The sequence below is a fragment of the Arthrobacter gyeryongensis genome (assembly GCF_039543785.1).
GTDB lineage: Bacteria > Actinomycetota > Actinomycetes > Actinomycetales > Micrococcaceae > Arthrobacter > Arthrobacter gyeryongensis.
In genome coordinates this window covers 167,050-180,382 of the sequence record NZ_BAABKK010000011.1, presented here as the reverse complement: position 1 = coordinate 180,382, position 13,333 = coordinate 167,050, and the positions used below count along the sequence as shown (strand labels likewise).

The 13,333-nt window shown below is 59.8% G+C and carries 9 protein-coding genes; all 9 read right to left on the bottom strand.

The window, feature by feature from the left end:
- Positions 1 to 227: 227 nt before the first annotated feature.
- Positions 228 to 1,265, bottom strand: a complete 1,038-nt coding sequence (locus tag ABEA18_RS10175) for a DUF4192 domain-containing protein (protein WP_345449232.1) — start codon at positions 1,263 to 1,265, stop codon at positions 228 to 230.
- 314 nt (positions 1,266 to 1,579) lie between these two features.
- Positions 1,580 to 2,584 (bottom strand): hypothetical protein, encoded by a 1,005-nt coding sequence (locus tag ABEA18_RS10170; protein ID WP_345449231.1) that lies wholly within the window; start codon positions 2,582 to 2,584, stop codon positions 1,580 to 1,582.
- Positions 2,584 to 3,069, bottom strand: coding sequence for a hypothetical protein (locus tag ABEA18_RS10165; protein WP_345449230.1), 486 nt, complete (start codon positions 3,067 to 3,069; stop codon positions 2,584 to 2,586). Before ABEA18_RS10165 ends, ABEA18_RS10170 begins: the two co-directional genes overlap by 1 nt.
- The gene (locus ABEA18_RS10160; protein WP_345449229.1) at positions 3,056 to 3,949 is read right to left on the bottom strand and encodes an oxygenase MpaB family protein; all 894 of its coding nucleotides are present in this window, start codon (positions 3,947 to 3,949) and stop codon (positions 3,056 to 3,058) included. The genes ABEA18_RS10165 and ABEA18_RS10160 overlap by 14 nt, the downstream gene beginning before the upstream one ends.
- Positions 3,950 to 4,072: 123 nt before the next feature.
- Positions 4,073 to 4,564 carry an SRPBCC family protein gene (locus tag ABEA18_RS10155; RefSeq protein WP_345449228.1) on the bottom strand — a complete coding sequence of 164 codons (492 nt, stop codon included), beginning with the start codon at positions 4,562 to 4,564 and terminating at the stop codon, positions 4,073 to 4,075.
- 297 nt (positions 4,565 to 4,861) lie between these two features.
- Positions 4,862 to 8,554, bottom strand: a complete 3,693-nt coding sequence (locus ABEA18_RS10150; protein ID WP_345449227.1) for a YobI family P-loop NTPase — start codon at positions 8,552 to 8,554, stop codon at positions 4,862 to 4,864.
- A gap of 518 nt (positions 8,555 to 9,072) precedes the next feature.
- A complete protein-coding gene (locus tag ABEA18_RS10145; RefSeq protein ID WP_345449226.1) occupies positions 9,073 to 9,540 on the bottom strand; it encodes a DUF4411 family protein in 468 nt (155 codons plus the stop codon).
- Positions 9,540 to 10,733: an XRE family transcriptional regulator gene (locus tag ABEA18_RS10140; protein WP_345449225.1), complete on the bottom strand. Its 1,194-nt coding sequence runs from the start codon at positions 10,731 to 10,733 to the stop codon at positions 9,540 to 9,542. The genes ABEA18_RS10145 and ABEA18_RS10140 overlap by 1 nt, the downstream gene beginning before the upstream one ends.
- A 230-nt stretch (positions 10,734 to 10,963) precedes the next feature.
- Positions 10,964 to 12,445, bottom strand: coding sequence for an FRG domain-containing protein (locus ABEA18_RS10135; RefSeq protein ID WP_345449224.1), 1,482 nt, complete (start codon positions 12,443 to 12,445; stop codon positions 10,964 to 10,966).
- Positions 12,446 to 13,333 lie beyond the last annotated feature (888 nt).

Sequence of the window (13,333 nt, the reverse complement as noted above, 5' to 3'; positions counted from 1 at the left end):
ATTACTGACCGACCGCCATGCCCGCCCGACAACCGGAACGAAGGCCGCGACCAACTGACCTTTTAGCTCAACCCGATTCAGCGACAAGGAGTAGCCATGCATCGTTGTCTGGAACGAAGAGCGGCGCATGATTGTCGAGGTCACTGTGTCTGCAGGCGATCGCCCGGTAGCCCGACACAACTGAGATGACTGGTTACAGCGCAATCCCTCACCGATAACGGGCGCTGCTAGTCCGTCGGCCCAAGCCCCCGCATCCGGTACGCGGTGTTCTTGTCCATGTTCCAGCCGGCGATCATTCCGTTGCCGATAAGTTGGTCGCTGAGTTTCGCGAGGCGGTAGGCGGGGTCTGCTTCGAGGGCGAGTTCGAGGTATTGGTGTGCTTTGCTGCCGCGCCCTTCCCACCAGCTGATGTAGGCGATCGCTGTGAGTAGTGGTGCGGAGTGTTTTGTACTGCTGTGGGTGTAGGCGTGGAGGAGGACTTCTTCGGCCCACGTGACGCGGGACCACTGCGGCTTGTCGGGGGTTTGGGCGAGCAGGATCCGTTCCATCGGGCCCACGACGCCTGGGATGTCCGCCATGAGTTGGTCGCGGATGGCGGGGAACTGGAAATTAGCGATCAGGGCGACGGTCTGCTCGTCGTTGGGGTGTGTTTTCGATTCGAGGATGTCTGCCCACAACGTGCGGGCCTGTTCGATGGCGCGGTGGTCGCGGGTGAGCCGGATCGTTTCCATCCGGGCCTCGACATCGTCAATCGTTGCTTTCTCTTTGGGCGAGGCCGGCAGGGTGACGCGGCCAGTGGGAGCGACGGCGCTTCCGCGGTAGACGAGTTCGGCGTTGATTTCGCTGGAGTCGATCATCGCCAAGGGAAGGGCGCCAGACAGACCGGGGTCGTCGTCGAACGGTGAGACCGTTTCATCGCCGACGAGGAGGCCGTCGCGGATGGTGATGTCCCGCTCGGCCAGGGCTCCCGTGAGAGCGGCGACCATCGCCGCGTAGGGTTTGGGATCCCCGGCGGCCGGGCTGGTTGAGGTGTAGACGGCGAACAGGGCGCTGGTGGCTTTGGGATCGTTGGCGAGGTATCCGGCGACGGTGCGTGCGTAGGCGAGTTCGCCGCCGTCGTGCTTGGGCAGGTCCACGCGGAGGGTGGCACCGATGCGGTTGGTGTCGATCGTGATGCAGACGAGGCTTTCGTGGGGCCAGAAGCCCAGGGTGTGGCCGATGAAGCTAAGGACATCGGCGGGTGTTTTGATGGTGAGCGTTTCCACGGGATTCTCCTTGAAGGGCGGCCGTTCAGTTTTCGGCGTCGTTCTGATAGCGGAGCCACCGCTGGGATGAGGGGCCGGAGTGCAACTTGGGGGACCGGGAACGGTCCAAAAGTTCGCGAGGAAATAAGCGACGGAGGAGCGCCGAACGAAGTTTTGGATTGCGGCCGGCGCGCAGCGCCCTGGTTGCGCGGAGGTCCCGCCCAGCGACGATCGAAGATCAGAATGACAAACAGCGATGATTCCTATGGCTGTCCATGGCCGGGTTGTGCCAGCGCGGCATGACGCCTGGGCGTCTTGTTCCTCTGGCGGGGACCCTAGCGCGTGAGCCTTGCGCCGGAGCGCCTTTCGAGGGCGAATTCTGCGCGTTCGACGACGGCACGGTCGTGGACGTCGAGACGCCCGCTGGCCGCTGGGCTGGCCATTTCGCAGTCGCGGATTTCGACGAGGCGGCGGTGGAGTTGTGTTTCCGCGTGCCGGCTGAAGACGATGAGCAGGTTTGCGCGCCGGTTCTCAAGGATCAGCTCACGCTGGCTGGAGGCTATACGGTTCCAGATCGGCCTGATTTCCAGAAGCAGGAGCCGGACACGGAGTACGAAGGTGCCGTGATTGAGGTGGCCTGCGAGTCGGGGGAGCAGGAGACCCAGGCTGACCAGGACCACGGCGAACGTTTCGCCCACCCAGTACAAGAACGTCAGGACCGTCCCGGCGGGGCTGACGGCGCCCTCAACCTTCGTGACGACTCCATAGAGCAGGCGGTCGAGGAGGACCAAGGCAAAGAGGATGCATCCGATGGCGATGAGGGAGAAGGCCGAGCGGAAGGCCGTTCCTCGCATCTTCGGAAGATTTTTGTGGCACACCCGTGCGATATCAAGGCAGATCCACATGATGAAGGCCGACCCGGTCCAGAGGAACACCGCCATTCCGCGCTGGTCCCCGTAGCTCAGGGGCAGGTTCGGGTCGGTGACGGGCGTCCGGCTGGCAAGGAATCCTGCCGTCACGGCCGAGCATGCGATGACCGCAGCCCACCGGCCGAAGGCGAGTTGCCGCCGTCGTGCTTCAACATCATCGACCGCCGCCAGCAGGATGGCGGTCCGGAACTGCCAGAACCCCAGCAGCAGAGACAAAAGCGTGGCGAGACCGGCGCGGTTGCGGCCGCCGAGCACCGGGTCGACGCCGTAGTAGACCGCCGGGATGTACAGGGTGCAGGCGATTGCCGCGAGGATGGTCGCGCGGAAGACACTGCCGCGGTGCGGATCGAGCGCGGCGGGCAGCCGGAGGATCGTCAGGACCCAGAGCGTGGCTGCCGGGACGTATTCCATCAGCCGAAGACTTGACGGAACGCCAGCGGCTCGGGCGGGGTGCCGGCGTCGCTGTTGATGATGCGGGTTGCGAGCTGATCGGCGAGGGCTTCGGCGGCGAGTTCGGCGTCGTCGGTGTAGCTGCTGCGGGCGAGGGCGCGCAGCACCATTTCGCCGTCGAGGTCGGGGAGGAGGGCTTTGACCAGTTCGCTGCTGACGCCGTCAAGGTCGTGGTCGAGGATCATGTGGCTGAATTCGTGGAGGATGATCTGTTGCCGGTGCCAGTCGGATTTGGTCGGGGCATGGAGGACGACGTCCCGGTCTTCGCAGATGAGCCAGACCCCGCATACTTCTTCGTTGGCTAGTTCGGGAAGCTCGGCGACCGTGATGGTTCTGCCGCGCTTTTGTTCGAGTTTCTTGTGGATGAGTTCGAGCGTGGCGTCGTTGGGCAGGCTGAACGCGTGTTCGGCCTTCTTCGCTACTTTGCGGGCGTCACGGTAGTTCATTGCCGGCGTGGGCGGGGGAGTGCGGAACGTTGACCGGGCCGATCTGGTTCAGGGAATACCCGTCAGGGTAAAGGCTCGAGCCTGCGTCGCCGGGGGTGAAATGGGGTTTTGTTTTCAGCGGACGACGGCGGGTGATTGCGTTGCGTAGTTTGAGTCCGGTCGTGAGGGCGGTCCGGGAGATCCGGCCGGCTCGGGGGAGGCCGAGCGCGTGGGTGAGGCGGTCGTCGTCGAGCATGGTGCTGATCATTTGCTTGGCCACGGGGCGCAGCGGGGCCGGCAGGCGGTCCTGGAAAACCTGGACGGTGGCGTCCATCAGGTGCCGGCCCTCGGGCGAAGCCGCGACGTGCGTGGTCTCGTAGTTGTCGAAGAAGGCCTCGGCTTCTTCGTAGGTGGCGGGAACGCAGGTGATGTTCATGCGGGTGCCCAGTTCGGTGAAGAAGCGTGAGGCGGCTACGAGCTCGGCCTTTGTGGGTTGGCGCCATGCGTGTTGCTGGATCCAGCGGATCGGTACCACCAGCAGGGTGAGCAGCACGTAGAGAAAGTCGTCCTTGCTGCCGGGGACGTTGCGGTGCACGCGGTTAAGCAACTCGACCATGGGGCGGCCGCGGTCGCTATCCAGTCCGCAGGCAATGAGTTCGTAGATCACGATGGCCGTGTCGTAGGAGCGCTTCATGGCGCGCTGTTGGATTTCGGCATTGGTGTGAAGCGTCTTTGCAATGCTCGGGATCGCAAAGTTGCGGTAGTACGAGAGGAAGAACCCGAGTTCCATGTCCGCAGCGAGATCGAAAAGCATCATCTGGCGGAAGGTGGTCTCCCAATCGCTGGGAGAGGGAGTTTCCTGGCGGTCCAGGCTCGCGGCGAGGGTGGCGTTTATGTTCACAGTGCCCCCATTCGCCGTGCTCAAAGTTCGCTTTCGAAGCTGGGGGCTAAAGCTCCCAGCTAGGCTGACCTATTCCATGGTAGGACCGTTGCTATTACGTGGCTAGTTAACATGTAGACGGGTCTACTTTCTCAGCGCTTTGACCAGTCCCTTTTGCCCCTGATGCATCATGAGAGCGTGCGCGGCTGTGAAAGCTGGGGCTGCGATCGGGGCCAGAAAATTCATCCATAGCCGGGTGGGGCGGACTCTCCATTCGATGTCCATGCGGGTTGCTTCGCCATTTGTTTCGGGGCTGAGGGTTACGCGGCCGGTGCCGTGCAGGTGGCCACCGGCATCGAACTCAATTTCGTTTGGGGTGATCACCGTCGTTGGGTGGATGCTGATGGTGAGGGTGTAGCCCAAGGACGCCTTGAAGTTAAGGTACGCGGTGGTTGCCTTGAGAACGTCTTCCTGGGAGTTGCTTGCGGCCTCAGTACGAACGAGAGGTGCGGCGAAACTGCAGTATGGCCACCACTTGGGCCAGCTCATGTCGATGTCCGCGATGATCGCCCAGACTTCCTCCGGAGCGGCCGGAAGGTGCCAGGTGGAATTGAGGTCGAAAAGGCGAGCGGTCATGGGGATATTTTGGCACCGATCTGCCTTCGACAGCGCTGGGCTTTCCTAGAGGCCCATCTCAAGCCGTCGGCTTACAACGGTTCCGCGCTGCTACGCCGCTGGCTATGATCGCGTTCGCAGTGTCACTCAACGGGGCTTGAGTGTCTTTGTTCGCATGGGATTCGAGACACGTGGGTTATGAGACAGTGAGCTGCAACAACATTTTGATCCAACTCCGCTGGCGCCCGAACGCCGGAGAGCTCGAGCGTTGGGCTGAATGCGCATATTGGCCCGGCCTCGCCTACGACCGTCCACGAGTCACTGCCTCTTCATATTGACCTTGAGATCAGTTCCGTCGGGAATGATTCTGTGAACGGTGCCAAGTTCTCTGAGCCGTTCGAGAAGCGCCCTGTTCGCTCCCGTGTTCGGGAAGCGGCGACGCCTTCCGTTTGGGGCGCCGAGCGTCGGGTAGTCTCCGCCGAGCGCCTCCAGCACCGGTGTGAGATGGTCGAGGCTGGCTCCGCTGAGGAAGCGCTGCATGAGATTCAGCGTGAGCGAGTGGTCGACATGTGCACAGGCTGCCTGCTTAACGTCGGCCCAGGTAATCCTCGCGTTGTACCTGACGGCATAGGCAGTGAGAGCCTGCAAGGCATCCCTGTCCGCACCAACGGCGAACTCGGCGAATCGCTCTACGACACTCCGTTTGAGAGTTTCGGGAACTTTGCTGCTGGCAAGGAACCGCGTCATATCTGACGGCGCGAGAATCTCAGGGCTGATGAACGAAGCGATTGAGCGCGACGCCCTGATCGCATATTCGAGTCCTTGCCAGTCGTCAGTTGCGATCAACGCAAAGCTCGCGGCGTCGTCGTCAATGATGCGATTCTCGACTAGACGACCGACCCATTCCCCGGGCTCGGTCGGCACCGAGGAGGCGGGCAGAAAATTCTCGAGATGCAAGCTCTCAAGGAGTGATGCGCGCAGGGCGGCAGAAGGGAGGTGCTCGGCGCTATTCAACAGTTCCGAGGCAAGTTCGAGCTTTTCGGCTTCTTCGACATCGTCATCGACCGCGATTGTTCCAGCGGCGAGGACGACAGCAAGGTTGCCATCGATGCCATATTGCTCGATGTAGGCCGCCACATTGCCGAATTCCGACGGGAAACGTGCGTGAGAGGCGAGTGCCGGCCATGTACCCGGCGCAACGCCGTTCAGGTGAGGTAGACAGCATTCATCGACCGCTCTCCCCACCACGGTGGAGAGAGACCCGCGATCGACTTGGTCGACGCCCTCAATGATCGACACGAAGGCATCGGGATCCGTGACGGTTTGCTCGTCATGGGTAAGCAGGGCGAAGTACGGCCCGAGATCCGAGATAATTCGCTGGTAGACGTGTTTCGAGGTTTTCTGTAGGGCGTTGAGCGACAGGTCGCCGGACGGCGCGATCGCCATCAGCAGGTTGTCACGAGTTACTTCGAACCGCTCGACGTCGATGATTGCCTGGCGGACCGAATCGCTGAGCGGGGCGAGGTCCGGTACAAGGAAGTCGGCTGCGTTGACGACCTTCGCTAGACGCTTGGCGCGTGACGCTTCCTGCAGTTGAGAGAAGGACTTCAGCGCGGTGTGGTTGTCCTGTAGATAGCGTGTCAGGTCATCGCTGACGCTGTAGTCGATGCCATCCGCAAGTCCGGAGAGTGCGCCGTCAACTGCCAGCAAACGCTGTTCGTCGGCCAATTCGAGGTCCCCCGCCAAAACGATAAGCACGTCGGACCACCCACGGACGAGTCCGCCCACGAGCAGAACGATGTCACGCTCGCTCGACAGGTAGGCTTCCAGGAACTGTTTCTCGTCGTCGCCGTTCCTTCGTAGATTAGTCAGGACAGTCTCAGCGGAGGCCTCGTCGTTATTGAGCAGGTAATCCACAAAATCGAAGTTGTAGGAAGACTTCTCGCGCACCGCGAGCCTCGGCCGCTCGTGCAGCACAGCCTTTGCTTCCTCAGGAGATAACGGGAAGTAGAAGTCTATGGAGCCCGTATCGACGTTTTTCAAGATGAAGTTCATCGCGTTAGCGTTGACACGTTCGCCCACGAACGTGGACGTATACAGCGTGAAGTAGCGGTCGATGAATCCCTGAGTAACCAGTTCAACGGCGAGCTTCGATCCGAGGAGCGACGCGGCGCGCTCAGCAAACGACACCGCAGCGCCCGCGTAGCGTTTCATCTTGAGGTCTGGTCGGCCAATGAGATCGCTTACGTCCGCCTTGCTGAGGAACGCGATGTCGCGGCGGGCGGCGGTGATTTCGGCATCTATCTCGGCGCGAGCCGAGAACTCCCAGTTGGAGGGGTCCAGCGAATCACCGGTCGCGCGTTCCAGCTCTTCGCGGGTAAGACCTGACACCTGGGCGACGCCCCGGTAGGGGTTGTGATACGTAAATGAAAGATCAGCAGTCCCAGCCGCATACTTCTGCCAGAACCCCTTAGTCCGCATATCGTCCAGCGGGATCGGCGTGCCGTCGTACCGGATGTCATTGAACGAAAAGCCAGTGTGGCCGAGAACCAAGGCGATGTAGGCTCTAACCGCGTCGCCAACCTTCTCGCTCCGCGCCGACTGGTCATTCACATACCGGAGCCGGCGGCGCAGTACGGCGACTTCGGCATTGAGCCTGGCAGTATGTTCTTGCACCAGCTGCCGGCTCTCGCGATACAAAGTGTCGAGGTTGCTCGTGCCGAGCTTGATGCGCTCAAAGTCGGAGAGGTGCGTGCTCTTATAGAGCACCATTGCGAACAGGCGGTCATCATCCAGTTTAAGCGATGATTTTTTGATCACCTGCTGTTGGAAAATCACGAATTCATTGCGGATGTTCTTGATAAGACGCATGTCGGCGACGCGCTGGGCGACAAGGTCGATGAGATCATCAGATATCGAATGCTTGAGATCGCGGAGCTCCGCTACCATCAGCTCGCGGGCGCTCTGATGCGTGACGAACGGAACGACCGGGATCACAAGGTCGAAAAACTTCGTGCGATTTGCGCGCGCCACTTCAAGCGTCGCGGCATCAAAGGCCGGATCGTGGGACGCGTCCGGTCTGGCGGCCGCCTCTCGAGCGGCTCGCGTGCCGAGCTCTTCGAAGATGCTGTCCTTTATCGCATACAGGAAGCGTATTACTCGACCGTCGAGCTGCTTCGCCGCGTTCAGGATGGTGTTAAGTGCCCGCAACGTCTCGAAGATGTGCGCGTCCTCGAAGCGGTCGATATCTTCGAAAATGACTATGTCCGCGTCGACTACCTCGAAGAAGTAGACGATCTCGTCGAGATACTCATCGAAGTATGTGTCCGAAGCTGCGGACAAGGTGATCGTAGCTGCCCCAGCCGATACTTTGTCTATGCGGATTTTGTTGTGCGTCGCATACCGGACCGCGAGCACAAACGCTGCGCACACCAGAGCCATGCCTATGTTGGCCGTGATCGCCAAATCGGCGGGGACGGTGAACAGAGCAGTGAGCTTAGACGTCCACCCGAGGAGGAAAAAAGTCAGCGCGACCGGAACCCCGGCGGCAAGCGAGAACAGCGCCTCGCGCTTCGGACTGAACGTCGAAGTCCGCCGATAGCGCGAGCCGGGCATCTTCTCCGGTGTCTGCGTGTACAGGAGCTGTTTCACGATCTCTTTTTGGATCTGGTTCGTCTTCGTTTCGCGCAGCGGATTTGCGGCCTGGTCTACCTCTTGGCTGGGCGTCGCGGCCGCCTTCGTCGCGGCGCTTTCGGTTCCGAAGCCGAGCGTCGAGAGCGACACCTGGATCACTTTCCGGTCGGGGTCCTCGGCGACCCGTCGCAGGATGCTGCTCTTACCCACGCCGTAGCTGCCGGTCAGCGCGATGTTCCGTACGGCCTTTTCGCCAGTCCATCCGAGCGCGTTCTCGATCGCGTCAAAGTACACGGCGTGTTTTTCCGGCTGGTACCCCGGAGTCAAAGGATGTAGATCGGCGACTTTATGATGCTCGGGTAACTGCGTCGGTTCCAAGTCTGCTCTGCTCCATCCACTATGCACATAGCCGTGTAACCGACTCCTGCTTCAAGTATTACTTCACCCAGTCAATACAAGTGCCATGCACGATCCTTCGGACGTCGCGCAGTGCTTTATCTCCAAGCTCAACGTTGTCTGCACGAGTCCCACATGCACCCGAGGGATTGTCAAAATCTGCGCTCTCGACACTTAGCGCGCGGAGAGCTAGCTGCCCCGCAATTCATCAGGGTTCGTCTCGTATCCCTAGGGATTCGAGACGCTGAGGTTATGAGAAACAGAGATTCAGCTTTCCATCAGCGGACCCACGAAATCCTGGCATCATTAATAAGGAATCGGAAGCCGGAGGGCAGGTTCGGATTCACAAAGTCGACTGCGGCGGGAGACGTGGAGTCCGGAACAGTATAGAACTAAGGAGTTGGGGGACCTTTCTAGTAGGCGCTAGGAGGTCCTCCGTGCTCCGTATTCTACCCAGCAAGCAGGGCGTCGGACCGACCAGTTGGGTCGCCCCGTGATCCTCAGAACGTCCAGCCCTGGCCTTCGATAAAGCCCATTAGGTTCACACATGGGACGCCGATGGCCTGGCATACGTCCGGAATTTTCGGTTTTTGGAGGTTCCCGCTGAAATGTTCCTCGGTTACGACTGTGCCCGTTGTAACCATGGCTAGCGCGATGACAAAAGGGTCGGCACCATTTCGCCCGGTCCCAGCCCCAACAAGCTTGGGATGGGACCGGAGAATGTCCCGCGTAGCCATCTGGACCTCTTCGTCCAGCTCACAAAATAGTTCGCGTTGGTTACTCGCCCAGGAGGAGGCGTCATCGTCACGGCGGTTCAATTCCTCCCGGACGATGTCCACGGAGCGAATACGCCCGTCGACGATCATCCCCTCGATGTTGGCCCATAGCCCTTGGAAAACGGTTGGACGGAATAAGTCACGCCGGCCATTGAGTATTGCGCTTGTATCGAAGGAATAGAAGTCCCGCATCAGATGACTGTCCGAAGACTAGCAGTTTCCGCCAGCCGGCTAATCTGACCAACCTTGACATTGAGGTAGATCGCGGCAGTATTGCTGTCGATCACGCGCCTCCTATGCGCATCCGCTACATGCCTCACATATCCCTTGCCAAGATCCCGAACAGTGTTTCGGTACCAGTTGCCGCCCCCCGCACGACTTTGCACTTCCTCCCTTTCGTACGCTGCCAAGAATGTCTCGCGCTGTTGCTCGTAGAACGTCCTGGAGACTCGACCCAGAATTGTAAGCCGCCGCAGGATTACTTCTGCGCTAACCCCAAATGCAGCAGCAACGGGCTTCAGAGTCTCGTAGTCCCAAGTATTTGGACTATCTCTCCGCGCGATAACTTCAGGACGTGAAAGCAAGACGTTCCCAGGAACTAGCAAGGATCCGGCGATTGCGTTGCAGCGAGCTTCCAGCTCTCTGTCCGGACTTGTCGCTCGCAGATCTGTAGTCGTATCGCAAAGTCCCTCTGTATGAAGTAGCAGGTGCGCATACTCGTGCATCAGAGAGAATAAGCGACCACGTGGACTGTCGGCGCCGTTCACCACTATCACTGGTAGGACATCGAAATGCAGCGAAAAGGCGCGCATCTCCTTCACTGCGATGCGGCCCCCACGAGTGGCCGCCACCAAGACGCCGGCCTCTTCTAAGGCAGAAATCCAAAAATTCAGGTGCTCGTAAGGTGTACCAGCATTTTGGGGCAGATCGAGGGCAGAAGCTGCAAGTAAGGCATCACGGCCGGCGCGCGCAAGCTCCTCATCGCTTCCCGGAGTCTCAGGCAGACGCCAAGCGGAAGCGATGTCCTGATCGTCCAACTCGGAAAGTTCCAGCAAGTAGTCTCGTTGTGTATGCGCACGTCGGTACTCGTCATGCAGGTCAGGGCTCCATTCCCCGGCCTCAGAACCTGCCATCCTCCGAAAGTCTCTCAGAGTGTCGAATCCGGACGGCGGCTCCGAGAGGAAAAAGACCGACAAGGATCTCTTGTAAACGGCGGCTGCCTTCTTAAGCTGGGCTACTGTCGGCTGTTGTTGTCCACTTTCCCAAAGCGCGACACGGTCGTCCGGAACGCCAATCTTTCGTGAAGCGGCGAGGTCAGAAAGGCCGCATGTTTCCCTGGCCCAGCGAAGCACTGACACTTCAACGAGAGCGGGGATGGACGGCATGACTCAATCATGCCGTAGTTGGTACGTCCAGTTAGAACATTGAAGCTTGGAAGATCCGCAGGTCGTGTGGATGGAGGCGGCTATAACCCCATGCGCATATAGCGGTACACGGTGGGCCGGCTCGTGCCGATGATCTTCCGATATCGGCCGCCGCCAGGCTTCTTGCCTCCGTTAGGCTCGGGCCCGGCATGCAGAGTTCGGCGGGTGAGGACGCTGCCACGGATCTCGGTCTACTCGACGACGCGATACAGATCGCGCAGTAGGGCATCCGTAATCGGCGAGTCAGGTAATCGATTTCCGATGGATAGCGCCAGATCCATGAGAACGTCACTACCCTGCGGGACGAAAAGTTGATCTGATTGAGGCAACACTGGTTTGAGCTCGTGGCGGAGTCTTCCCTCGAAGTAGACGGCGGCTTCGAGATGTCGCGCTGCGTCGTTGGACCTCCAGCCCCAGGTGTTAGTCGTCACCCACCCGCGCTGGCGGGCTGGCCGGCCGTAAGGAGACATCTGAACATCGATCGGCGCACCTGCATCCATGTCCGGCCGGAGAACGTAGATGACGCAGATGTCCTCGTCGTCGACGGGTGAGGCCCGAAGGATCCCGGGCGTGGCCAGCTGAAGCCTCGTTGTAGCGAACCAGCAGGCTACAAGAAAGTCTTCGGTGAGGTCCAAGGATGGCGTCGCCAGCCCGTAGTGCTGCGCGAACGAGGTCTTCAGGTTGTCACCACGAAACGTAGACCAAGTTTCATGGTCGTAAGAGTGCGGCTTTTCGGGTGATATTTCGACGGCAGATTCGATGAGTGAGTTGAATGCCGTGGCCGCCGCTGCCGGGGTAGAGCGTCGGGTGCCACTAGGCAAGAGGGATGGTTCAATCGCATGGGCATCCCCGAAGAGCTTGAGACGCGTTGCACGCGAGCGTTGCAACGTATGTTCCCGGTTTTGCCCTCTATACAAGGGGACACCGTCACCCAAACTATTTGACACAGCGCTCTGGCTGTTCTCTTCCAGCAGCGTGATGAGCGTGTCGGCGGAGTCGGCGAAGTACCGAGGCACCGTTCGAAAGGGGACCGACAAGTGGCCGAAAGTTCCGTCTGTGAGCTTTCTGGCTCGATAAATGGAGTCGTTCTCGGAGAGAAAATCGTGGCTATAGACCTGGCCGTAGAACGGGTCGACGAGCCCAGCCTGCACGCGGGGCGGAACAACCAAGAATGCGGTTTCGTTCACGGTCGCTCGAGGGTTCTTTTCCCATGAGAGGTCAGAAACGTCGTCCACGTGATCGAGATTGAGATGCGAAAGGCTCGCGGTTTCGCCAAGTGACTGGCTGTGACTGACTCCGGACGGGAGGCCGATAGGAAGTCCCCACACGCGAAGAATGAAGAGTTCTATGGCGGATTGTGCCTCATCAGGTAGGCGACTGCTCCAGAACGTCTGGATTCCTAAATCAACTGCTTTCTGCCAAGTGTCTAGCATGAGTGCGATGAACGAAGAAAGGACAGCCATTGGTTGGATGAGGATATCGATCAGGACATCAGGCCCTGTGATTGTGAACCACGTAGAGTCGGGTGCGTCTGGCCCGATGGGACGCATATCAGCGAGAGGTTCGAGCCGCAGTTCAGAAAGCGCTGACGAGGCGCGCTGACGTTGTTGTTCGTCGAGTTCCGTGGCGGCCAGGATCCAATTGAGGTGCAGGGGATCGAGATGCAAGTCCACGAGGGCGCCACTGATCTCCGCGAACAGAGCCTCTCGCACCTCAGTGGGCCCGACTGGGGGGCTCGTGATGTGAAGGCCTGCAGGGACGAGTGCCTGCTGCCGACAGGATTCGTCGATAACGCGGGGAGCTGCGCGCATGATCGCAGTGGCCCCAATGTTGCGGAGAATTAGGGTGCGAATATGGTTGCGGATGTGGGGCACATCTGAATACTCCCACAGAGTGGCGGACGGTCTCGTCTAGCGCCACGCGAACCGACCGCTGGCGGGCAGGCCGTAACTGTGCCGGAAAAAGCCATTCTTCACGCCCAGATTAATCTCGCGCAGTCGTGGCTCGATCTGAGCTGCAGAGAGCGTCTCGAAACCCTTCAGATACTAGACGTATCTACGGTCGCATGATGGTCTCGCGAAGGAACGGTGGAACGCTGCGAGTCGGCGATTCTCATAACTATGTGTCGAAACCTTGCGGTTGAATCGCGGTACGAACCTTTAGTTACGAGACACCTGTAAGGGTCGTGACGAAGCTGATCGTATGCGCGAGGGTATCGAGCGAACTCTTGCGATGTCACGGTGGGCGTTAGCGTCCGCCACACGTTTACCCCACGGAAATGATGAAAACCGCTGACATGTCACGGACTTTGTACGAGGCAGAAATCCGCTAGATTCCGCGGATTTGCAAGACAACACAAGCCGTTGGCAGACAAAGAAATATGCCCTCCCCTGAGAAGAGGTCAGGAGTTCGAATCTCCTTAGCTCCACAGTGAAGGCCCTCCCACCTGCGGAAACGCTGGGTGGGAGGGCCTTTGTCGTTCCCCTTTCTTGGAACTGCGTCACGCCACGCACCTTTTTGGCGCCCGGACTCCTCCGAAACCCCGAAACCCGCTCGCAGTC